This window comes from Geodermatophilus sp. SYSU D01106 (assembly GCF_054049995.1).
In genome coordinates this window covers 200,127-221,077 of record NZ_JBJGYM010000006.1, presented here as the reverse complement: position 1 = coordinate 221,077, position 20,951 = coordinate 200,127, and the positions used below count along the sequence as shown (strand labels likewise).

At 77.5% G+C, this 20,951-nt stretch carries 21 protein-coding genes; 10 read left to right on the top strand and 11 right to left on the bottom strand.

The window, feature by feature from the left end; all coding sequences use genetic code 11:
• Positions 1 to 21: 21 nt before the first annotated feature.
• Positions 22 to 3,258 (bottom strand): fused isobutyryl-CoA mutase/GTPase IcmF, encoded by a 3,237-nt coding sequence (icmF, locus tag ACI78R_RS09310; protein ID WP_457040488.1) that lies wholly within the window; start codon positions 3,256 to 3,258, stop codon positions 22 to 24.
• A gap of 153 nt (positions 3,259 to 3,411) precedes the next feature.
• Between icmF and ACI78R_RS09305 the strand changes: the two genes are divergently transcribed.
• Positions 3,412 to 4,191 (top strand): sporulation protein, encoded by a 780-nt coding sequence (locus ACI78R_RS09305; RefSeq protein WP_073420075.1) that lies wholly within the window; start codon positions 3,412 to 3,414, stop codon positions 4,189 to 4,191.
• A 14-nt stretch (positions 4,192 to 4,205) separates the two neighbouring features.
• Positions 4,206 to 4,802, top strand: coding sequence for an NUDIX hydrolase (locus ACI78R_RS09300; protein WP_457040487.1), 597 nt, complete (start codon positions 4,206 to 4,208; stop codon positions 4,800 to 4,802).
• 19 nt (positions 4,803 to 4,821) lie between these two features.
• Here the strand turns inward: ACI78R_RS09300 and ACI78R_RS09295 are convergent, their stop codons facing one another.
• From ACI78R_RS09295 to ACI78R_RS09275, 5 genes are read right to left on the bottom strand one after another with little or no spacing between them, the layout of a single operon-like run.
• On the bottom strand, positions 4,822 to 5,211 hold the full coding sequence (locus tag ACI78R_RS09295; protein WP_457040486.1) for a DUF4267 domain-containing protein: 390 nt from the start codon (positions 5,209 to 5,211) through the stop codon (positions 4,822 to 4,824).
• Positions 5,208 to 5,765 carry a hypothetical protein gene (locus ACI78R_RS09290; RefSeq protein WP_457040485.1) on the bottom strand — a complete coding sequence of 186 codons (558 nt, stop codon included), beginning with the start codon at positions 5,763 to 5,765 and terminating at the stop codon, positions 5,208 to 5,210. The genes ACI78R_RS09295 and ACI78R_RS09290 overlap by 4 nt, the downstream gene beginning before the upstream one ends.
• Positions 5,762 to 6,388 (bottom strand): class I SAM-dependent methyltransferase, encoded by a 627-nt coding sequence (locus ACI78R_RS09285; RefSeq protein ID WP_457040484.1) that lies wholly within the window; start codon positions 6,386 to 6,388, stop codon positions 5,762 to 5,764. Before ACI78R_RS09285 ends, ACI78R_RS09290 begins: the two co-directional genes overlap by 4 nt.
• A 9-nt stretch (positions 6,389 to 6,397) precedes the next feature.
• The gene (locus ACI78R_RS09280; RefSeq protein ID WP_457040483.1) at positions 6,398 to 7,303 is read right to left on the bottom strand and encodes an alpha/beta fold hydrolase; all 906 of its coding nucleotides are present in this window, start codon (positions 7,301 to 7,303) and stop codon (positions 6,398 to 6,400) included.
• Between the two features lie 29 nt (positions 7,304 to 7,332).
• Complete coding sequence (locus ACI78R_RS09275) at positions 7,333 to 7,890, bottom strand: TIGR03086 family metal-binding protein (protein WP_457040482.1); 558 nt, start codon at positions 7,888 to 7,890, stop codon at positions 7,333 to 7,335.
• Between the two features lie 36 nt (positions 7,891 to 7,926).
• Here ACI78R_RS09275 and ACI78R_RS09270 point away from each other — a divergent pair, with 36 nt between their 5' ends.
• Entirely contained in the window at positions 7,927 to 8,772 is an 846-nt protein-coding gene (locus tag ACI78R_RS09270; protein ID WP_457040481.1) for a helix-turn-helix domain-containing protein, read from the top strand.
• 15 nt (positions 8,773 to 8,787) lie between these two features.
• Here ACI78R_RS09270 and ACI78R_RS09265 read toward each other — a convergent pair whose 3' ends face one another.
• Positions 8,788 to 9,201 carry a TIGR03618 family F420-dependent PPOX class oxidoreductase gene (locus ACI78R_RS09265; protein ID WP_457040480.1) on the bottom strand — a complete coding sequence of 138 codons (414 nt, stop codon included), beginning with the start codon at positions 9,199 to 9,201 and terminating at the stop codon, positions 8,788 to 8,790.
• A 190-nt stretch (positions 9,202 to 9,391) separates the two neighbouring features.
• Between ACI78R_RS09265 and ACI78R_RS09260 the strand changes: the two genes are divergently transcribed.
• On the top strand, positions 9,392 to 10,108 hold the full coding sequence (locus ACI78R_RS09260; protein ID WP_457040479.1) for a GAF and ANTAR domain-containing protein: 717 nt from the start codon (positions 9,392 to 9,394) through the stop codon (positions 10,106 to 10,108).
• Positions 10,109 to 10,171: 63 nt separating this feature from the next.
• Here ACI78R_RS09260 and ACI78R_RS09255 read toward each other — a convergent pair whose 3' ends face one another.
• On the bottom strand, positions 10,172 to 11,731 hold the full coding sequence (locus ACI78R_RS09255; RefSeq protein ID WP_457040478.1) for a phytoene desaturase family protein: 1,560 nt from the start codon (positions 11,729 to 11,731) through the stop codon (positions 10,172 to 10,174).
• 72 nt (positions 11,732 to 11,803) lie between these two features.
• On the opposite strand from ACI78R_RS09255, the gene ACI78R_RS09250 reads away from it, so the two are divergent.
• Positions 11,804 to 13,267 carry a dihydrolipoyl dehydrogenase family protein gene (locus ACI78R_RS09250; protein WP_457040477.1) on the top strand — a complete coding sequence of 488 codons (1,464 nt, stop codon included), beginning with the start codon at positions 11,804 to 11,806 and terminating at the stop codon, positions 13,265 to 13,267.
• Here ACI78R_RS09250 and ACI78R_RS09245 read toward each other — a convergent pair.
• On the bottom strand, positions 13,249 to 13,860 hold the full coding sequence (locus tag ACI78R_RS09245) for a CDP-alcohol phosphatidyltransferase family protein (protein ID WP_457040476.1): 612 nt from the start codon (positions 13,858 to 13,860) through the stop codon (positions 13,249 to 13,251). The genes ACI78R_RS09250 and ACI78R_RS09245 overlap by 19 nt on opposite strands.
• Before the next feature lie 156 nt (positions 13,861 to 14,016).
• Between ACI78R_RS09245 and ACI78R_RS09240 the strand changes: the two genes are divergently transcribed.
• The 4 genes from ACI78R_RS09240 to ACI78R_RS09225 are packed head-to-tail and all read left to right on the top strand — an operon-like array spanning position 14,017 to position 17,951.
• Entirely contained in the window at positions 14,017 to 15,267 is a 1,251-nt protein-coding gene (locus tag ACI78R_RS09240) for an ABC transporter substrate-binding protein (protein WP_457040475.1), read from the top strand.
• A gap of 1 nt (position 15,268) precedes the next feature.
• Positions 15,269 to 16,126: an ABC transporter permease subunit gene (locus tag ACI78R_RS09235; protein WP_457040474.1), complete on the top strand. Its 858-nt coding sequence runs from the start codon at positions 15,269 to 15,271 to the stop codon at positions 16,124 to 16,126.
• Entirely contained in the window at positions 16,123 to 16,917 is a 795-nt protein-coding gene (locus ACI78R_RS09230) for an ABC transporter permease (protein WP_083628536.1), read from the top strand. The genes ACI78R_RS09235 and ACI78R_RS09230 overlap by 4 nt, the downstream gene beginning before the upstream one ends.
• On the top strand, positions 16,914 to 17,951 hold the full coding sequence (locus ACI78R_RS09225; protein ID WP_457040473.1) for an ABC transporter ATP-binding protein: 1,038 nt from the start codon (positions 16,914 to 16,916) through the stop codon (positions 17,949 to 17,951). The genes ACI78R_RS09230 and ACI78R_RS09225 overlap by 4 nt, the downstream gene beginning before the upstream one ends.
• Here the strand turns inward: ACI78R_RS09225 and ACI78R_RS09220 are convergent.
• Positions 17,936 to 19,372: a radical SAM domain-containing protein gene (locus tag ACI78R_RS09220; protein ID WP_457040472.1), complete on the bottom strand. Its 1,437-nt coding sequence runs from the start codon at positions 19,370 to 19,372 to the stop codon at positions 17,936 to 17,938. The genes ACI78R_RS09225 and ACI78R_RS09220 overlap by 16 nt on opposite strands.
• A gap of 138 nt (positions 19,373 to 19,510) precedes the next feature.
• Between ACI78R_RS09220 and ACI78R_RS09215 the strand changes: the two genes are divergently transcribed.
• Positions 19,511 to 20,086 (top strand): vitamin K epoxide reductase family protein, encoded by a 576-nt coding sequence (locus ACI78R_RS09215; protein ID WP_217651202.1) that lies wholly within the window; start codon positions 19,511 to 19,513, stop codon positions 20,084 to 20,086.
• On the opposite strand, the gene ACI78R_RS09210 is transcribed toward ACI78R_RS09215, so the two are convergent.
• Complete coding sequence (locus ACI78R_RS09210; protein WP_457040471.1) at positions 20,083 to 20,946, bottom strand: NAD(P)-dependent oxidoreductase; 864 nt, start codon at positions 20,944 to 20,946, stop codon at positions 20,083 to 20,085. The two genes, ACI78R_RS09215 and ACI78R_RS09210, sit on opposite strands and share 4 nt — an antisense overlap.
• Positions 20,947 to 20,951: the final 5 nt, after the last annotated feature.

The following is a 20,951-nucleotide window of genomic DNA, read 5'->3' as shown; positions in this document are numbered from 1 at the left end:
GCGCGCGAACGGCTGACCAGATCAGACATTGCGCCGGTACTGGCCACCCACCTCGAAGAACGCCTCGCTGATCTGCCCGAGCGAGCACACCCGGACGGCGTCCATCAGCGCGGCGAACACGTTCCCGCCCGACGTCGCCGCCTTCTGCAGCGCGGCCAGCGCGGCCGGCGCCTCGCCGGCGTGACGGGCCTGGAACTCGGCGAGCCGGCGCAGCTGCGACTGCTTCTCGTCCTCGGTGGCCCGGGCGAGCTCCACCGGCTTCGGCGACGCGGAGTCCCGGTGCGGGTCGAGGAAGGTGTTGACGCCGACGATCGGCAGCGAGCCGTCGTGCTTGCGGTGCTCGTAGAGCATCGACTCGTCCTGGATCTTGCCGCGCTGGTAGCCGGTCTCCATGGCGCCCAGCACGCCGCCGCGCTCGGCGATCCGGTCGAACTCCGCGAGCACCGCCTCCTCCACGAGGTCGGTGAGCTCGTCGACGACGGCCGCGCCCTGCAGCGGGTTCTCGTTGCCGGCGAGGCCCCACTCCCGGTCGATGATCATCTGGATCGCCAGCGCCCGGCGCACCGAGTGCTCCGACGGCGTCGTCACGGCCTCGTCGTAGGCGTTGGTGTGCAGCGAGTTGGCGTTGTCGTAGATCGCGCACAGCGCCTGCAGCGTCGTCCGGATGTCGTTGAAGTCCATCTCCTGCGCGTGCAGCGACCGGCCCGAGGTCTGCACGTGGTACTTCAGCTGCTGGGAGCGGGCGTTGGCGCCGTAGCGGTCGCGCATCGCCACCGCCCAGATCCGCCGCGCCACCCGGCCGATCACCGTGTACTCGGCGTCCATGCCGTTGCTGAAGAAGAACGACAGGTTGGGCGCGAAGTCGTCGATCGACATGCCGCGCGCCAGGTACGCCTCGACGTAGGTGAACCCGTTCGCGAGGGTGAAGGCGAGCTGGCTGATGGGGTTCGCCCCGGCCTCGGCGATGTGGTAGCCGGAGATCGAGACCGAGTAGAAGTTCCGCACCCGGTTCTCGATGAACCAGGCCTGGATGTCGGCCATGCAGCGCAGCGCGAACTCGGTGGAGAAGATGCAGGTGTTCTGGCCCTGGTCCTCCTTGAGGATGTCGGCCTGCACCGTGCCGCGGACGTTGGCCAGCACCCACGCGCGGATCTCGTCGGCCTCGGCCGCGTCGGGCTCGCGGCCCTCCTCCTCGCGGAACCGGTCGAGGCGCTGCTCGATCGCGGTGTTGAGGAACATCGCGAGCACCGCCGGCGCCGGCCCGTTGATCGTCATCGACACCGACGTCACGGGCGCGCACAGGTCGAAGCCGTCGTAGAGCACCCGCATGTCGTCGAGCGTCGCGATCGACACGCCGGACGTGCCGACCTTGCCGTAGACGTCGGGGCGCGGGTCGGGGTCGCGGCCGTACAGGGTGACCGAGTCGAACGCCGTCGACAGCCGGGTGGCCTCGTTGCCGGCCGAGAGCACCCGGAAGCGGCGGTTGGTACGGAACGCGTCGCCCTCGCCGGCGAACATCCGCGTCGGGGCCTCGCCGGACCGCTTGAACGGGAAGACGCCGGCCGTGTACGGGAACGCGCCGGGCAGGTTCTCCCGCCGCAGGAAGCGCAGCAGCTCGGCGGAGTCCTGCGTGCGTGGCAGCGCCACCCGCGGCACCTTCGTGCCGCTCAGCGTCTCGCGGGTCAGCGGCGTGCGGATCTCCTTGCCGCGGACGGTGTAGACGTACTCGTCGCCGGAGTACTGCTCCACCCGAGAGGGCCACTCCTCGAGCAGCGTGCGCACCTCGGGCAGCAGCTCCCGGTCGGCGGCCTCGGCGGCCGCCCGGGCGGCGTCCGCGGCCTCACCCTCCAGCACCTCCGCGGCCGTGGTCAGGTGCTGGCGGCGCCGCACGACGGCGGCCTGCTCGTCGGTCACCCGGTGGTGCCCGCGCACCGCCTCGGCCACCTCGGCGAGGTACCGCGCCCGCGACGACGGCACGACGCTCGACAGCCCCGTCGAGGCCCGGACGTCGACCCGCGGCAGCACACCGGCGCCCGCGGGCAAGCCCTTGTCGACCAGCAGGCGCAGCAGCTCCTGGTACAGCGCGGTGACGCCGTCGTCGTCGAAGCGGGCGGCGCTGGTGCCGAACACCGGCATGGACTCCCACGGCTGCCCGAAGGCCTCGCGGTTGCGCACCATCTGCCGGGCGACGTCGCGGCGGGCGTCCTCCGCGCCGCGGCGCTCGAACTTGTTGATCGCGACGACGTCGGCGAGGTCGAGCATGTCGATCTTCTCGAGCTGCGACGCGGCGCCGAACTCCGGCGTCATGACGTAGAGCGAGACGTCGCTGAACGGCACGATCGCGGCGTCGCCCTGCCCGATGCCCGGCGTCTCCACGATCACCAGGTCGAACCCGGCGGCCCTCACCGCGGCGAGCACGTCGTCCAGGTGCCCGGGCACCTGCGCGCCGGCCGTGCGGGTGGCCATCGAGCGGAAGAAGGTGTGCGAGCCCTCGCCGGACTCCAGCGCGTTCATCCGGATCCGGTCGCCGAGCAGCGCGCCGCCGCCGCGCCGCCGGGTGGGGTCGACCGCCACGACCGCGACCCGCAGCTTGTCCTCCTGGTCGCGGCGCAGCCGGCGCAGCAGCTCGTCGGTCAGTGAGGACTTGCCCGAGCCGCCGGTGCCGGTGATGCCGAGGACCGGCACGGTGCGCCCCGCGGCGGCCTCGCGGACGCGGGCGGCCAGTTCGTCGTCGGCGCCGGCCTCCAGCACGGTGATCGCCCGGGCCAGCGCCCGCGGGTCGCCGGTGAGCAGCGCGTCGACGTCGGGCCGCTGCTCGGTGAGGTCGACGTCGCAGGACGCGATCAGCTCGTTGATCATCCCGGGCAGGCCCAGGCGGGCGCCGTCCTCGGGACTGAAGATCCGCACGCCCCGCTCGCGCAGCGCGGCGATCTCGTCGGGCACGATCACGCCCCCGCCGCCGCCGAACACCTGCACGTGGCCCGCGCCGGCCTCGCGCAGCCGGTCGACCAGGTAGCCGAAGTACTCGACGTGCCCGCCCTGGTAGGAGGAGATCGCGACGCCCTGCACGTCCTCCTCCAGCGCGGCCCGGACGACGGCGTCGACCGACCGGTCGTGGCCCAGGTGCACGACCTCCGCGCCCTGGCTCTGCAGCAGCCGGCGCATGACGTTGATCGCCGCGTCGTGCCCGTCGAACAGGCTCGCCGCGGTGACGAACCGGACGGGGTGGACGGGGACGTGCAGCTCCGCGGACGCCATGCCGGGCACGGTAGGCCGGATTTAGTAGGACGTCCAACTACTCGCCGGTAGGGCGCGGGAGCCTCCCCGCGGGCCGCGCGGGAACCCCTCGCCAGCCGCCGGGCGTGGTGTCAGCATCCGCGCCGTCCCCGAACCGAACGGAGCACCTCCCCCATGGCCTTCCGCAACCTGATGGCGAAGCTCGGCGCCGGCAACGCCACCGTCGACACCGTCCTCGACTCCCCCGTCACCCAGCCCGGCGGCACCGTCACCGGCACGGTGCACCTGACCGGTGGCTCCGTCGCCCAGGACATCGCCGAGTGCCGCGTCTCGCTGCAGGCCGCGGTCGAGGTGGAGAGCGGCGACCACGAGTGGCGGGAGAACGTCACCTTCGGCACCGCCGTCGTGGCCGGCGCCGGCCGGATCGAGCCGGGCGCCCGGGCCGCCGTGCCGTTCAGCTTCCCGGTGCCCTGGCAGTGCCCGTTCACCGCCGTCGACGGCTGGACGCTGCGCGGGGTCTCCATCGGCCTGCGCACCCGCGTCGACATCCCCGGCGGCAGCGACCCCGGCGACCTCGACGCGGTCACCGTGCAGCCGCTGCCCGTGCAGCGCACCGTCCTGCAGGCGCTCGGCGGCCTGGGCTTCGGCTTCCGCGGCGCCGACGTCGAGAAGGGCCGCCTGGCCGGCAGCGACCTGCCCTTCTACCAGGAGGTGGAGTTCACCCCGCCGCCCGCGCTGCGCGGCCGCGTCAACGAGCTCGAGGTCACCTTCCTGACCTCGCCGCACGGCGTCGAGGTCGTCCTCGAGGTCGACCGCCGCGGCGGGCTGTTCACCGAGGGCCGCGACGTCGGCGGCCGGCTGCACCTGTCGCATCACGACACCGACGTGTCCGCGGTGGCCGCGCAGCTCGACGCCGCCGTCCGCCAGCTCGGCTCGCGGCGCGGCTGGCTCTGACCCACCCTGACCGGGTGCTGACCCGGGACACGGTGGCCGCGCGGCTGCGGGACTTCCCCCGCCGCGCGGCCGCCCGTCCCGAGCTGCGGCAGGCCGGGGTCGCCGTCTGCGTCACCTGCGACGGCGGCGGCCCCGCCCTGCTGCTCACCCGCCGCGCTCCGGGCCTCCGGGCGCACGCCGGGCAGTGGGCGCTCCCCGGCGGCCGGCTCGACGACGGCGAGACGCCCGTGCAGGGCGCGCTGCGCGAGGTGGCCGAGGAGGTCGGGCTCGAGCGCGGGCCCGGGGACGTGCTCGGCGTCCTCGACGACTACGTGACCCGCTCCGGCTACGTGATGACGCCGGTGGTCGTGTGGGCCGGCGAGACCGGGCCGCTGGTGCCCGCCGAGGCCGAGGTGGCCGCGGCGTACCAGGTGCCGCTGGCCGACCTCGACGTCGACCCGGTGCTGGTGACCATCCCGGAGTCCGACGCCCCGGTGGTCCGGCTGCCGCTGTTCGGCGGCTGGCTGCACGCGCCCACCGCCGCGGTGGTGCTGCAGTTTTGCCGGGCCGCCTGCCGCGGCGAGGTGGAGCGGGTGGCGCACCTCGAGCAGCCGGTGTTCGCCTGGCGGTGAGTCCTCCTGGCGGTGAGCCCTACTCCCGGTGCCAGCGGGCCGCGCCGTAGCCCGACAGCGCCAGCACGATCCCCGACAGCACGGCGCTGCGGGTGCGCACGTCGCCGGTGGCGCGCGAGGTCCACACCGCGGCCGCGTCGAGCGCCGTGAGCAGCAGCGTCACCTCGGTGGTGCGGCGGGCCTGCGGCGCCGGGGTCACGAGCAGCGCGGCGCCCATCGCGATGTTGCGGGCCGCGCCCAGGCGCACCAGCAGCGGCAGCGCGACGTCGCCCTGCGCCGCGTCGGGCCGCACGCCGAGGGAGCCGGCGATCCAGCGCGGCGCGAACAGCGCCGCCGTGCCGATCCACATCGACAACGACCCGACGGTCTTGCGGGTGACGTCCCAGTCCCTGCTGCTCAGGCTGCTCACGAGCCGCCCTTGCCCGCGAACCGCCGGGCCGAACCGGCGGTGAGCACCAGCACGACGGCCAGGAAGGGCAGCGTGACCCAGCTCGCCACGACGTCGCTGACCGTGGCGACGGCGAACGCGGCCGCCGACGGCGCGCCGAGCGGGCCCAGGACGCCGTCGAGCCCGAGGGCGGCGATCGACGCCGGCAGCGTCAGGCACGCCGACACCGCGCCGCCGAGGACGACCCCGGCCAGCACCGCGGCCGGCGAGGCGCGCACCGCCCGCAGCGCGGTCGCCGTCCCCCGCCCGAGGGCGCCGCGCGGGCGCAGCCGGCCGTCGTCGGGCAGCCCGGTGAGCGCGCCGGTGAGCCACAGCTGCGCGAGCAGGCCCGTGCCGAAGCCGACGACGTCGACCAGCAGCGCGTGCGCGACGCTCGGGTCGTCGTGGACGAGCAGCTGCCGCAGCACGTCGGGCACGGTGTTGACCAGCGTGACCGCGAGCGACAGCGCGTAGACGCGGCCGGCGTGCCGGCGCAGGAGGGCCAGGGCGCCCCGGACGGCGTCGCCGGCCCTCACGCCCGGGTCGCCACGGCCTGGATCCACCGGTCGCCGGCAGCGCGGCGCAGCCGGCCCGGCGGCACCTCGAGCCCGTGCGCGGCGAGCTCGGCGACCAGCTGGTCGGTGGAGAACCGGTCGGCGGGGTGGCGGGACACCGCCCGCAGCGCCGGGGCGTCGACGAACCGGGCGGTCATCTCGGTGAGCGCCAGCTGCCCGCCGGGGCGCAGCACCCGCGCGGCCTCGGCGACGGCGGCCCGCCAGTCCACGATGTGGTGCAGGGCGTGGAAGTCGACGACGAGGTCGACGCTCCCGTCGTCGACCGGCAGCGCGGTGGCGTCGCCGACCCGGAAGGTCACCCGGTCGGCGAGGTCGGCGCAGCGCATCCGCGCGCGGCCCACCGACGCGGCGTGCACGTCGAAGGCGGTCACCTCCGTGGCGCCCAGGCGCTCGACGGCGACCCGCGCGCCGAGCCCCCGCCGGCCGGTGCCGATTTCCACCGCGCGGGACCCGCGGGCGCCCAGCCGGCGCAGGATCGCGCCCTCCACCCGCAGGCCGATCTCGTAGCGGACGCGCGAGTCCACCCACAGGCGGTTGGCGTTGACGTAGGTGGGCGGCACCGCACGGCCGCGGAGGTCGGTCATGGCGCGCGGCTACCCACTCACGGGGGCGAGCGCACCGTAGACCTCGCGCGCGTGGTCGAAGACGAGGAAGTGGCCCTCGCCGGCGTACCAGTGGGCGGTGCAGCGCGGCAGCATCGCGGCCAGCACCCGGCCCAGTCCGACCGGGACCTGCCAGTCCTGGGTGCCGTGCCAGAGGTGCACGTGCTGGGTCACCTCGGCGAGCGGGAAGCCCCACGGCCGGAACAGCAGCGCCCGGTCCTCCGCGAGCGCGCCGGCGCCCTGCCGCAGGCCCTCGGTGAAGGTCGCGGCCATCGCCTTCCGGACGGCCGGGCGGCCCAGGACGCGGCGGTCGGCCGGGTTGAGCCGCACCTGCAGGTAGCGCGGCAGCAGGCCGGGGCGGACGGTCAGCGGCGCGAACACCGGCCGCAGCAGCGCCGTCGTCGCCCGGGACGGCCGGTGGACGGCGGCGCGCACGGTCTGCGGCAGCCGGCCCAGCAGCACGTCGGACCAGGCCCACGGGACGTCCGGCGGCGGCGCCCCGCCGAGGACGCCGACCGCCGTCACCCGCTCGGGCATGGCGTGCGCGCAGGCCAGGGCGTAGGCGGCGCCGCCGGAGAGGCTGAGGACGGCGGTGCGCTCGATGCCGAGGGTGTCGAGCAGCTGGGCGACGTCGCCCGGCCAGTCGGTCACCCGCCGGCCCGGCTGCGGGTCGGAGCGGCCGAAGCCGGGCCGGTCGGGGACGACGAACCGGATCCCCCAGCGGCGGTAGGCGCCGGGGTCCTCGACGTGCCGCTCCAGGCGGGAGCTCGGGGAGCCGTGGCAGCCGAGCACCGGCCGCCCGGCCGGGTCGCCCCACTCGGCGTAGGCGAGGGTGCGGCCGTCGCGCAGTTGGAGCCGGCCCTCGCGGGGACCGTCGGCGGAGTCGGGGCTGTGCACGCGCCCCGGCTACCCAGCCGGGACGGCGATCAGGCGCGGCGGCCCAGGAGCGCCAGCACCCGCGTCTGCCGGCCGGCGTCCGCGGGCGCCTCGACCCTCTGGCAGATGCCCTCCATGTACAGGGCGTCGCCCCAGGAGGCCGCCCCGGTCTCGATCCGGTCCAGCTCGGCGCCGGAGAGTGCGGCGTCCTGGCCGGTGGCGGTGGCGAGGTCCCAGCGGTGGACGACGAGGTCCCAGACGTAGAACTGCTCGAGCGTGGCGCCCACCGTCGTCGGGCCGAAGAAGCCGTCGTAGGGGGCGTCGGCGACGTCCGGGTCGCCGACGGCGGCGAGCACGCGGCCGGCGTGGGCGCGCAGGGCGCCGGCCGGGTCGGCGGCGACGTCGGGCGCGGGGCCGAGGTCGATCCCGCGGCCGGTGAGGAACTCGCGCTGGGTGTCGACCAGGTGGGTCACGACGTCGCGGGCGCTCCAGCCCTCGCACGGGGTGGGCGCGTCCCAGCCCGCGGCCGGGACGGCGTCGGCGACGGCGAGCAGCGGCTCGAGGGCGGCGGCGTAGGCGGTGGCGACCGGGGTGGTGAGCGTGTCCATGACGCCAGCCTCGCCGGTGCGGCAGCCTGGGTCTTGATGGAACCCGACACCGCACCCCGCCCGCGCCGGCTGGACGCGATCGAGCGGGCCCACCTGCGCGACCCGCGCGACGTCACCGCCGTCGTCCACCGGTACGAGGCCGACGGGCCGCTCGCCGCGCTCGTGCAGCGGTTCTGGCTCCCGGTGTGGTCGGTGCCGCCGGGTCAGGAGTCGGTGCAGCGGGTGCTGCAGTACCCGTGCTGCCTGCTCGTGGTCGCCCCCGACTACGCGCGCTTCCACGGCGTCGTCCAGGGCCTGTCGACGACGACGCTGGCCGGCGACGGCTGGGCCGCCGGCGTGATGCTCACCCCCGCGGCCGGGGCGCTGGTGGCCGGCGGGCCGGTGTCGGCGTTCACCGACCGGCACGTCGACGCCGGCGAGGTGCTCGGCGACGACGGCGCCCGGCTGGCCGCGGCGGTGCGCGCCGCGATGGCCCGCGACCCGTCCTCGCCGGACGCGCACGCGGCCGCGATGGCCGCCTACACCGACGTCCTGACCCGGTTCCTGCCCGTGGACGACGAGGGGCGGCTGGTCGACCGGGTGGTGGCGCTGGTGGAGTCCCGGCCGGACCTCACCCGCGTCGACCAGCTGTGCGCGGAGACGGGGCTGTCGGAGCGCGCGCTGCAGCGGCTGTGCTCCCGGCGCCTCGGCCTGACGCCGAAGTGGCTGGTGCAGCGCCGCCGGCTGCAGGAGGCCGCCGGGCGGCTGCGCGAGCGGACGACGACGGTGGCCGAGGTGGCCGCCGCGCTCGGGTACGCCGACCAGCCGCACCTGACCCGCGACTTCGCCCGGGTCACCGGCATGACGCCCGGCGAGTTCGCCGCCCGCTACGGCGACCGCTGACCGGGCGCGCGGCGGTCAGCCGGTCGTCGTCTGCCGCTCCGGCTCGATCCAGACGATGACGCGCTCGGTCGTGATGTTCTCGGCCGGGTACGGCCTGCCGTCGTACTTCTGCGACAGCTCGTCGATCTGCGCCCGCGCCTGCGGGCCGGTGGTGGTGTCGACGACCCGGCCGCGCACCTCGGCGTAGCGGTAGGGGTCCTGCTCGTCGCGGATGGCGAGGGTGACCCGCGCGTCGCGCTCCATGTTCTCGAACTTGCGCCGCCCGGTCTCGGTGTTGACGAACAGCCGCTCGCCGTCGGTGCCCACCCAGATGTACTGCGTCTGGATCCGCCCGCTGGGCAGCAGCGTGCTGATCGCCGCGTAGTTGGGGCCCTCCGCCAGCTCGCGGGTGACCGGGTGCAGCTCGGGGCCGTCCTGGGTGTCTGCCACGCGGCGGCCCTACCCCCGACCGCCACCGTGCACGCCCGGACCCGCCGCCGCGCCCCCCGGTCCCGGCGGTATCCTCGCTCCCGCGCGTCACACAGCCGGCGTGCGCGGGGACCTCCCCGCCCCCCGAGGGTCTGCAACAACCGGACCTCGGCACGGACCCGCCGGCTCGTCCGGCACCGCCCTGGTCGGAGTGACTCTCGTGTACCCCGCGGACGACCGCCTCGCGGCCGCCCTGCTCCACCTCGCCCTCGTCCCCGCGGACCGGCCCCTGCCCCTCGTGCTCGAGCAGGTCGCGGGCCTGGCCGCCGACGCGCTCGGCGGCCGGCCCGCCCTGTCGGTCACGGTCCTCGGGGTGGACGGCGGCACCACCGTGGGCACCAGCGCCCAGGTGGCGGCCGAGCTGGACCAGGTCCAGTACCGCGCCGGCTCCGGACCCTGCCTGGAGGCCGTCGCCACCGGCCGGATGCTCGTCGTCGAGGACACCGCGCACGACCCGCGCTGGCCGGAGCTGGCGCGCGCCGCCGCGGCCGCGGGTCTGCGGTCGGTCCTGTCGGTGCCCTTCCCCACCGCCCGGCCGGCGAGCGGGGGACTGAACGTCTACCTCCAGCTCCCGGTCGGGGCCGGCGGGGAGCCGCGGGAGCGCGCGGAGCTGCTGGCCCGCCTCGCCGCCGCCCGGGTCGCCGACAGCCACCTGGTCACGCGCCTGTCGGAGCAGGCCGTCAACCTCCAGCAGGCCCTGGACTCGCGGGCGGTCATCGACCAGGCCAAGGGCATCCTCGTCGAGCGCTTCCGCCTCACCCCCGAACAGGCCTTCGCGGCCCTGGCCCGGGTGTCGAACAGGACCAACACGAAGCTGCGCGAGGTGGCCGAGCGCCTCGTCGACACCGGCGAGTTCCCGGCAGCGTGACCGGCAGCGTGACCGGCAGCGTGACCGGCAGCGTGACCGGCGGTGTGACCGGCGGCCGGCCGCTCAGCGCCGGCCCTGCCTCCGCGCGTCGAGCAGCAGCGCCCGCGCGGCCGCGGCACCCGGGGCGCCGGACACCCCGCCCACCGGCGCCGTCCCCGCGCCGCTGAGGTACAGCCCGGCCAGGGGCGTGCGGTGCCCGGCGAGCTCGCGGGTGGGGCGCAGCGGCCCGAGCTGGTGCGGGGAGACGTCGAGGACCATCGGGTGCGCCCCGGGCCAGCGCAGCTCCGCCGCCATGTCCTCCGGGGTGCGCACGACCCGGCCGACGACCGAGTCGCGGAACCCCGGCGCGCGGGCCTCCACCGTGTCGACCATCCGGTCGGCGAAGGACTCCCGGGCCGCCGCCCACCCGCCGTGCAGCTCCGCCGGGGCGCAGGGGCAGGCGAGGTAGACGGTGTGCCGCCCCGGCGGGGCGAGGCCGGGGTCGAGCGCGCTCGGGGTGAACGCGTAGGTGGGCACCGGGTCCCCGGGCAGCAACCCGGCGCCGGCCCGGGCGAAGCCGCCGGCCAGCGCGCCGAGTCCGTCGACGAACGACTGCAGGCCCGCGTGGTCGCCCGGACGCGCGCCCGGGTAGGCCGGCAGCCGGTCGACGGCGAGCAGCACCAGCGCCTGCACCGCGTTGCCGCGGGAGGCGGCGCGCAGCCGGTCGGGCACCGGCCCGGTCAGCGCCGGGTCGGGCAGCTCCAGCAGCGCCGTCCGCGGGTCGATCGCGGTGACGACCGCGCGGGCGGCGACGCGCGAGCCGTCCTCGAGCCGGACGCCGCGCACCCGGCCGCCGTCGTGCTCGACCGCCGCGACGGCGGCCCCGGTGCGCGCCTCCCCGCCCTCGGCCGCGAGCCGCCGGGCGAGCGCGTCGGTCAGCGCCTGCGAGCCGCCGAGCGGGTGCCACTGCCCGATCCGGTGGTAGAAGGCCTGCCAGAGGGCGAACAGCGCGCTGCCCGGCGCGTCCGGCGCGGCGGAGGCGTGCGCGGCGAAGGCGGCCACCGGGGCGCGCACCCGGTCGGTCGCCAGCCGCTGGCGCAGCAGCGCGCCGTACGGGGAGGCGAGCAGGCCGGCCAGCCCGAGCGGCCCGCCACCGCGGCGCAGCGCCCGCACGGCGGCGCCTGCCAGCCCCGGGAGGTCGCGGGCGGCCGGCCGGCGCAGGCCCGCGGCCATGAGGTCGACCAGCGGGGATGCGTCCCCGATCCAGTCGCCGTAGCGGGCCGCGTCCTCCGGGGCGACCTCGGCGATCGAGGCCACGGTGGCCTCCACGCTGCGGGAGAACCGGACGATCGCGCCGTCGCGCCCGATCGAGACGGCGAACGGGTCCATCTCGACGTACTCCAGGCCCACCTCCCCCAGCCGGAGCTCCTCGACCAGCCCGGTGGCCTGCACGAGGTTGTGCGCGACGGCGTGGGTGTCGAAGCGGTACCCCGGCAGCAGCTCCTCGGTGCGGGTGCCGCCGCCCAGCCGGCCGGACTGCTCGAGCACCAGCACGTCCCGGCCGGCCCGGGCCAGCAGGCACGCGGCGACCAGCCCGTTGTGGCCGCCCCCGACCACGACCACGTCCCGGCTGTTGTCGCGCATGCGTCCTCCCCGTGGCACGTTCGGTCCGATCCTCGCCGCGATCCCCCCGGCGGGCTGACCGGGAGGAGCGCGGTGGCCCGCGAGCACGTCTGGGACCTGGTGGTGGTCGGCGGGGGGACGGCGGGCCTCGTGGGCGCGCGGACGGCGGCCGCGCTGGGCGCCCGGGTGCTGATGGCCGAGCGCGACCGCCCCGGCGGCGACTGCCTGTGGACCGGGTGCGTGCCGAGCAAGGCGCTGCTCGCGGCCGCCGCCCGCGCCGCCGAGGCCCGCACCGCCGGCGAGCTGGGCGTCACCGTCACGGGCGTGACCGTCGACCTCGCCGCCGTCATGCGCCACGTGCGCGGCGCGATCGCCGCGATCGAGCCCGAGGACTCCCCCGCCGCGCTGGAGGCCGCCGGCGTGACGGTGCGCCGGGGCACCGCCCGGCTGACCGGCCCGGGCACCCTCGACCTCGACGGGCGGCCGGTCGCCTTCCGCGCGGCGCTGCTGGCCACCGGCGCGTCCCCCGTGCTCCCGCCCGTGCCCGGGCTGCGCGAGGGCGCCCCGCTGACCAGCGAGACGGTGTGGGACCTCGACGTCCTGCCGCGCCGGCTGGTCGTGCTGGGCGGCGGCGGGATCGGCTGCGAGCTGGGGCAGGCGTTCGCCCGCCTGGGCGCCGCGGTCACCCTCGTCGAGGCGCTGCCGCGCGTGCTGCCCGGCGAGGACCCCGACGCCTCCGCGCTGGTGGCCGCGGCGCTGCGGCGCGACGGCGTCGACGTCCGCACCGGCACGCGCGTGACCGCCGTGTCCGGGGAGCCCGGCGGCGCGGGCGAGGTGACCGTCGAGGGCCCGGGCGGCGCCGCCACGGTCCCCTTCGACCGGCTGCTGGTGGCCGTCGGCCGGCGCCCCGACACCGCGGCGCTCGACCCCGCCGCCGCCGGGGTGGCCCTGGACGACGACGGGTACGTCCGGGTCGACGACGCGCTGCGCACCACCAACCCGCACGTGTGGGCCGCGGGCGACCTCACCGCCGTCTCCCGGTGGACGCACACCGCCGGCGTGCACGGCGCCACCGCCGCGGCCAACGCCGTCCTCGGCCTGCGGCGGACGATCGACCGGCGGGCCGTCCCGCGGGTCACGTTCACCGACCCCGAGGTGGCCGCGGTCGGGGCGCCGACCTGGGCCGGCGACGGCGCACCGCCCCCGCGGACGGTCACCCGCCGCGCCGAGCGGGTCGACCGCGCGGTCGCCGAGGGCCGCACCGACGGGTTCGCCCGGCTGGCGCTGGGCCCGCGCTCGCGGGTGGAGGGCGCCACGGTCGTCGGGCCCCGGGCCGGGGAGGCGCTGGCGGAGCTGACCCTCGCCGTCCGGAAGGGGTTGCGGACCGGCGACCTGGCCGGCACCACGCACCCCTACCCCACGCACGCCGACGGGCCGTGGAACGCCGCCCTCGACGACGTGCGGTCCCGGCTGGCCCGGGCGCGGCCGGTGACCGCCGCGTGGGTGCGCCTGCGGCGGCTGGCCGGTGCGGCGGGAGGTCAGCGCAGCGCGCGGTAGCCCGCGACCATCCGCTGCAGCCCGCTGACGCCGACCACCGCGGCCCAGACCCAGGCGATGGTCCCGGCGGACCCGGGCAGCAGCAGCCACAGCGCGTGCACCAGCACGGTCTCCGTGCCCTCGGCCAGTCCGCCGAGGAAGGACAGCGACCGGCCGTCGTCGAGGCGCCGGCCGGTGCGCTCGGCCAGGGAGGAGAAGGCGAGGAACGTCGCGCCGTTGAGGTAGTAGGCGACCAGCACCGCGACGAAGGGCAGCAGGGAGCCGTCCCACCCGATGCCGACGCCGGCCACCGTGGCGCCGTAGACGAGGAAGTCGGCGGTGATGTCGAGGTAGCCGCCCGCGGCCGACGGCGGCTCGCCGTCCCGCGCCCGCCGGCGGGCGAGGACGCCGTCGAGGCCGTCGGCGACCCGCGACAGCAGCCACAGCGCCAGGGCCGGCAACCACAGCGCGTACGCGGCCGCCACCGCCGAGCCCAGGCCGAGCGTCAGGCCGAGCAGCGTGACCCGGTCCGGCGTGACCGCGGGCCGGTCGACGCGCGCGGCCAGCGCCTCCAGCAGCGGCGCCACCAGCGGGCGGGTGGTCCCGTCGAGCACGCGGTCCTCCTGTTCCGCCCGTCCGGATGGCGCGCCACCCGGTTGCGTGACAACCTCCTGCCGGTCCCCCGCGCACGCTGCCCCCTCCGGCGTCCGGGCGCGACCCGGACCCGCCGTCGTCGAGCCCGGAGCCGTCCGGAGCCAGGAGCCGCCCCCGTGCGCACGCGCCGCCCGATCCTGTCCGCCGCCGTCCTGGGCACCGTCCTGGCCGTGTCGGCCTGCTCCGGGGCGCCCGAGCCGGGCAGCGAGGGCGCGGCGGCCCCCTCGGCGCCCGACCGCAGCTGGGACGAGGTGCTCGCCGAGGCCGACGGGCAGACGGTCGACCTGTGGATGTACGGCGGCGACCAGCAGGGCAACACCTACGTCGACGACGTGCTGGCGCCCGCGGCCGCGGAGCTCGGCGTCACGCTGCGCCGGGTGCCGGTCGCCGACACCGCCGACGCGCTCAACCGGGTGCTGTCGGAGCTGCAGGCCGGCGAGGACGACGGCAGCGTCGACCTGGTGTGGGTCAACGGCGAGAACTTCGCGACCGGGCGGCAGGCCGACGCGTGGCTGTGCGGCTGGACCGCGCAGCTGCCCGCCATGGAGTTCGTCGACCCGGAGGACCCGCTGCTCACCAGCGACTTCGGCACGCCGGTCGACGGCTGCGAGGCGCCGTGGCACAAGGCGCAGTTCGTGCTGGCCTACGACTCCGCCGACGTGACCGACCCGCCGGCGTCGATGACCGAGCTGTTCGACTGGATCGAGGCCAACCCCGGCCGGTTCACCTACCCGGCGCCGCCGGACTTCACCGGCTCGGCCTTCCTGCGGCAGGCGCTCTACGCCGTCGCCGGCGGCCCCGACGAGGTGCCCGCCGAGTTCGACCAGGCCGCCTTCGACGAGGTGGCGCCGCAGCTGTTCGAGCGGCTGTCGGGCCTGGCGCCGTCGCTGTGGCGGGCCGGGGAGACCTACCCCCGCGACCTCGCCGCGCTCGAGGAGCTCTACGCCGGCGACCAGGTCGACATGACCATGACCTACGGCCCGGCCACCCTCGCCCAGCAGGTCGCCTCCGGCGCGCTGCCGGAGTCCACCCGGGTGCTGCCGCTCGACGGCGGCACGCTCGGCAACGCGAGCTTCCTCGCCGTCCCGGCCAACGCCGGCGACCAGGCGGGCGCGCTCGTCGTCGCCGACCTCGCGCTGTCCCCCGAGCAGCAGCTGGCCAAGGCCGACCCGGCCGCCTGGGGCCAGTACCCGGTCGTCGACCTCGACCGGGTGCCGGCCGACGTGCGGTCGGCGTTCGAGGCGCTGCCCTCCTCCCCCGCCGTGCCGCCGTTCGCCGAGCTCTCCCGCGACGCCGACCCCGAGCTCGGCGCCGGCTGGGTGGCCCCGCTGGAGGACGGCTGGCGCACCGACGTCCTCGGCGGCTGACGTGCCGGCGAGGGGCCCCCGTCGCGCGCTGCTCCTGCTGCTGCCGGCCGCGCTCCCCACGGCGGCCGTGCTCGGCGCCGCCCTGACCGTGGCGGTCCTGCAGAGCACCGGCCTGATGCCGGTGGTCGGCGAGCCGGACCCGACGACGGCGACCTACCGCGCGCTGGCCGGCGACCGGGCCCTGCTCGACGGGCTCCGGGTGTCCCTCGGCGTCGCGGCGGCGAGCACCGCGCTGGCCCTCGCCGTCGGCCTGGGCACGGCGCTGCTGGCCCGCACCACCCGGCTCGGCGGGCGGCTGCTGCGCGCGGCGGCCGCGGCGACCGTGCCCGTGCCGCACCTGGTGGGGGCGGCCGCCGTCGGGCTGCTGCTGGCCGACTCCGGGCTGGCCGCGCGGGCGCTGGGCGCGGAGTCGTTCCCCCCGCTGGTCGCCGGGCCGCTGTGGGTCGCGGTGGTCGCCGAGTACGCGTGGAAGGAGTCGGCGTTCGTCGCGCTCGTGGTGCTCGCCGCGCTGGCCGCCGGGGAGCGGGAGCTCGACGAGACCGCCGCGACCCTGGGCGCGGGGCCGTGGCAGCGGCTGCGCCGGGTCGCCCTGCCGATGGCCGCGCCGGCCGCCGTCGCCGCGGGCGGGGTCACCTTCGCCTACGTGCTCGGCTCCTACGACGTCGCCTGGCTGCTGGGCCGCAGCTACCCCGAGCCGCTGCCGGTGCTGGCCTACCGGCTGTGGACCGACGTCGACCTCGCCCGCCGCGAGCAGGCGCTGGCCGTCGCGGTGGTCACGACGGCGCTCGCGCTGGCCTGTCTGCTGGTCACCGCGGCGCTGCTGGCCCGCACCGCGCGCACCGCCCGGGCCGTCCGGTGACCCGCGCGGCCCCGGCGTGGCGGCGCGCCGCCGTCGCCCCGCGGGTGGCCCTGGCCCTCGCCTGGCTGGCCGTGCCGCTCGTGCCGCTGCTGCTCTGGGCGGCCGCCGACCGGTGGCCCTTCCCGGCGGTGCTGCCGACCGACTGGGGCCTCACCGGCTGGCGGCAGGCGGCCGGCCAGGGCGCGGGCGGGGCGCTCGGCCGCTCGGTGCTCCTCGGGCTCGCCGTCGCCGCGCTGGCCACCCCGGCCGGCGCGATGGCCGGGCGGGCACTGGCGCTGCACCGGGTGCCGGCCCGGCGGCTGGTGGAGGCGCTGCTGCTCGCGCCGGTGGCGGTGCCGCCGTTCGCCGTCGTCATGGGGCTGACCACGCTCACCCTGCGCGCCGGCGTGCCCGGCACGGTGGCCCTGGTGCTGGTGCTGTCGGTCTCGGCGCTGCCCTACACGGTGTTCGTCATGCGCTCGGCCTACGCCGGCTACGACGTCGGCTTCGAGGAGGAGGCCCGCACGCTCGGCGCCGGCCCGCGGGCGGTGCTGCTGCGGGTGCACCTGCCGCTCGCGGCGCCCGCCCTGGCCACCGCCGCCTTCCTCGCCTTCCTCGTCGGCTGGAGCGACTACGTGGTCACGCTGGTGGTCGGCGGCGGGCAGCTGGTCACGCTGCCGATGCTCGTCGGGGCGCTGTCGTCGGCCACCGGCAACGACGCCGTCGTCGCCGCGGTGTCGCTCACCGCCGTCGTGCCGCCGCTGCTGCTCCTCGCGGCCACCGCGCTGCTCGCCCGGCGGGGCGCCCGGTGAGCACCGACCTGGTGCTCGACGGCCTGGTCCGCCGGTTCGGCGGCGCCGCGGTGCTCGCCGGCGTCGACCTCACCGTCCCCGCCGGCGGGGTGGTGGCGCTGCTCGGACCGTCGGGCACGGGCAAGAGCACGGTGCTGCGGCTGGTCGCGGGCCTGGACACCCCCGACGCCGGGCGGGTGAGCGCCGGCGGGCGGGACCTGACCGGGCTGGCGCCCGAGCGGCGCGGCACCGCGCTGGTCGGCCAGCGACCGCGGCTGTTCCCGCACCTGTCGGTCCTCGACAACGTCGCGTTCCCGCTGGCCGTGGCCGGGCGGCGGCGCCGGGCGGCGCGGGCGGAGGCCGCCGGGTACCTGGACCTCGTCGGGCTCGCCGACCTGGCCGGACGCCGCCCGGCGACGCTGTCGGGCGGCCAGGAGCAGCGGGTGGCGCTGGCCCGGGCGCTGGCCGCGGCGCCCGCCGTGCTGCTGCTCGACGAGCCGTTCAGCGCGCTCGACCCCGGCGTCCGCGAGGGGATGCACCGGCTGCTCGCCGACCTGCGCGGCGCGGTCTCCCCCACCGTCCTGCTGGTCACCCACGACCGGCAGGAGGCCGCCGCGGTCGCCGACACCGTCGCGGTGCTGCTCGACGGCCGCATCGCCCAGGCCGCGCCCGCGGGCGAGCTGCACACCCGCCCGGCGAGCCTCGCCGTCAGCCGGTTCCTCGGCGGCGTCAACGAGGTGCCCGGCGCGGTGGAGCGCGGCGCGCACGTGTCGGCGCTGGGCCGGCTCGCGCTGCCGTGCACCTCCGCCGACGGCCCCGGCGTCCTGGTGGTGCGGCAGGAGGCGGTCGCGCTGACCGGGCCGGCGGACGGCGACGCCACCGGGACGGTCACCCGGGTGACGCCGCGCGGCGCCCGGTGGCGGGTCGAGGTCACCACGCCCGCCGGGCCGCTGTCCGCAGAGACGGGCCCCGGCCGCACGCCCGCCCCCGGCGACGCCGTCGGGCTGGTGCTGCCGCCCGACCAGCGCTGGGTGGTGCCTCAGGCCACCGGCTGACGCACCTCGACCAGCGGCAGGAGCTTGCGCAGCTCGCGGTTCTCGGCCGGGTCGAGCACCGAGTGCTGGACGCAGGCGGGCACGGTGCGGCCCTGCTCGGGGTGGGCCATGGCGTACACGCAGGCGCCCAGCCGCTCCTGCACCGCGCGGACGGCCGGGTCCTCGGCCACCTCGCCGCGCTCCATGAGCTCCCACGCCGGGGCGACCTCGGCGGCGTCCATGAACGAGTGCATGACCACGGTGAACGGCCGGACCCGGCCGCGGGCGCGGACCAGCGCCCGGACGCCGCCCGAGCGGCGCAGCGCCCGCCGCAGCCAGCCGAGGGCGAGCGGCAGCACCCCGAGGTTGGCGGCGACGGCGCGCAGCAACCGGGGCACGAGCACCAACGGCGGGGTGTTGCTGACCTGCAGGCCGCCGAAGCGGGCGAGGAAGGCGTCGCGGACGGCGAGGTCGCGCGGGTCGGTGTCGTCGAGGACGGGGACGAACCGCTCGCCGACCAGCCAGCCCCACGCCGTGCGGTTGCACCGCGGGTCGCCCATCTGCAGCGCCCGCCACGGCAGCCGGGTGCCCATGCCGCGCTCCACCTCGGCCCACACGTCGTCGGAGGTGTGCTCCCGGAAGCCCTCCTTCCAGCGCCGCTGGTCCCCGACGAAGGCGGCGGGCTGGAAGCTGATCATGTCGTAGCCCAGGGGCGGGGTGGTGCGGGCGACCTCGGCGACCTGCCCGAGGTTGCTCGGCGTCACCGTCATGTTGTGCGCCAGGTAGGAGCGCACGCCGTGCTCGTCGCGCAGCCGCCGGAACATCTCGACGAAGGCCCGGCGGAAGGGCAGGAGGTCGGCCTCGCTGCGCGGCCGCGGCAGCCCACGCCGCCCGCGCATCAGCGAGTCCATGTGCGCGGCGAAGGAGACCCGCCGCAGCCGCGGCCGCCCGTCCGGCCCGAGCACCAGCCGGCGCAGGTAGTCCTCGGAGAAGTCGCCGTGGGTCATGCTCATCGGCTCGCGGCCGTGCCGGCGCATGGCCAGCAGCGTCTCGGCGTGGGCGTCGGGGTCGAGCAGGCTCACCTCGCCGCCGATCAGCTGGGCGTGGCCGTGCGGGCCGCGCAGCTCCTCGAGCAGCGCCATCTGCGCCTCGACCTGGGCGACGGTGTGGCCGCCGTCGACGCGCACCTTGTTCGCGTCGGCCGAGTGGTAGCAGGGCGTGCAGGTGAAGTCGCACTTCGGGAAGACGCCGTGGGTGCCCTCGCAGCCGACGGCGTGGCGGCCGACGAGCTGGGCGGGCGTGCGGGCGGACTCCGGCAGCTCCGCCCAGCGCCGGGCCAGCGCCGCGGCCTTGAGCCGGGGCACCGGCCGGGTCGCCTCCCGGGCGCCGCGGACCCACGCCCGCACCCGTGCCGCCGTCGCCGTGCTGCTGCTGCGGGTCATCCGCGCTCGCCTCCCCGTGGGCCGCGTCCCGGCCCGCGCCCGCGACTATCCCCGGGATCGGGCCGACGTGCAGCGCGCGGCCGGGTTGGCCCCGCCGGTCCGCGGTATCCCGAGAGGGCCCGATCCGAGGAGGACCCCGTGACCCGATCCCCGCTGCGCTCCCGTCCCGCCGGGCCGCCGGCCGCCGCGAGCGGCGGCTCGGGCGGCATCGGCCGCCGCTCCAGCGCCGCCGCCGAGGCCGTCAGCGACGACCTGCGCCGCCGGGACTCCCCGCTGCTGACCCGCCGGCGCCGGGTCGCCGGGCTGGCGCTCGGCGCGATCGCCTCGTTCGTGCCGGTCGCGGCCTACCAGGCGGGCCTCCTGCGGCACCTGCCCGACCCGCCGCTGCCGTTCCTCGACTCCGACCGGGTGGACGCCTCCGGCGAGGCCTACCGGCTGGGCCTGGTGCCCGACTCCGCGCTGGGCATCGCCAGCTACGCCGCCACGCTGGCGCTGGCCACCGCGGGCCGGGACGGCCGCCCGCCGTGGCTGGCGCTGGCCACCGCCGCCAAGGTCGCCGCCGACGCGGCCGGCGCCCTGCTGCTCACCGCCGAGCAGGTCACCCGGCACCGGCGGGTGTGCACCTACTGCACCGCCGCCTCGGCGCTGACGCTGGCGATGGTGCCGCAGGTGCTCCCGGAGGCCCGGGCCGCCTGGCGGGCGCTGCGCGGCTAGCCGGCCTCGAGGCCGCGGACCAGCGCGGCCATGTCCACGGCGCCCGGGTCCTCGAGGCGGCCGGCGGCCGCCTCCATCGTCTCGAGCACCGCGGCGGTGAGCCGGTCGTCGACGCCGGAGTCGCGCAGCGCGGTGCGGATGAGCCGGGCGTCCTTGGCCGCGCCGGTCAGGCCGAAGCTCGGCGGGAAGTCGCCGTCGATCATCAGCCCGCCCTTGAGGTGGGCGTAGGGCGAGTCGACCGGGCCGCCGTCGATGGCGTCGAGGAAACGCCGCGGGTCCAGGCCGAGCGCGCGGGTGAGCGCAACGGCCTGCGCGGTGCCGGCGGTGAGCATGAACAGCCACGAGTTGCAGGCCATCTTGAGCCGGCTGCCCTGCCCGGCCTCGCCGAGCCACAGGGTCCTCGAGCCCAGGGCGTCGAGCACGGGCGCGAGCGGCCCGCGGGCCTCCTCCGGGCCGGAGGCCAGCATCGTGAGCGCGCCCTCCGCCGCCGGTCGCCGGGTGCCGAGCACCGGGCAGTCGACGAGCACGAGGTCCAGCTCGCGGGCGGCCGCGACGGTGCGGTCGGCGCCCTCGACGCCGACCGTGGAGCACTGCAGCCAGGTGGTGCCGGCGGCCGGCGCGGCCTGCCGGACGACGTCGAGCACCGCGTCGGCGTCGAGCAGCATGGTGAGCACGACGTCGGCGCCCTCGGCGGCCTCGCGCGGTGACCCGAGGGCCTCCGCGCCGGTGTCGGTGAGCGCCCGCGCCTTCGCCGCGTCGCGGTTCCACATCCGCACGGGCAGGCCGGCCCGCCGCAACGAGCCCACCATCCCCGCGCCCATCGTGCCGGTGCCGAGCACGGCCACCGTCGGTCCGGTCATGCGGG

Coding starts and splice junctions, on each gene's coding strand:
- icmF (WP_457040488.1), bottom strand. CDS start 3,258: ATGGCGTCCGCGGAGCTGCACGTCCCCGTCCACCCCGTCCGGTTCGTC.
- ACI78R_RS09305 (WP_073420075.1), top strand. CDS start 3,412: ATGGCCTTCCGCAACCTGATGGCGAAGCTCGGCGCCGGCAACGCCACC.
- ACI78R_RS09285 (WP_457040484.1), bottom strand. CDS start 6,388: ATGACCGACCTCCGCGGCCGTGCGGTGCCGCCCACCTACGTCAACGCC.
- ACI78R_RS09275 (WP_457040482.1), bottom strand. CDS start 7,890: ATGGACACGCTCACCACCCCGGTCGCCACCGCCTACGCCGCCGCCCTC.
- ACI78R_RS09270 (WP_457040481.1), top strand. CDS start 7,927: ATGGAACCCGACACCGCACCCCGCCCGCGCCGGCTGGACGCGATCGAG.
- ACI78R_RS09255 (WP_457040478.1), bottom strand. CDS start 11,731: ATGCGCGACAACAGCCGGGACGTGGTCGTGGTCGGGGGCGGCCACAAC.
- ACI78R_RS09220 (WP_457040472.1), bottom strand. CDS start 19,372: ATGACCCGCAGCAGCAGCACGGCGACGGCGGCACGGGTGCGGGCGTGG.
- ACI78R_RS09210 (WP_457040471.1), bottom strand. CDS start 20,946: ATGACCGGACCGACGGTGGCCGTGCTCGGCACCGGCACGATGGGCGCG.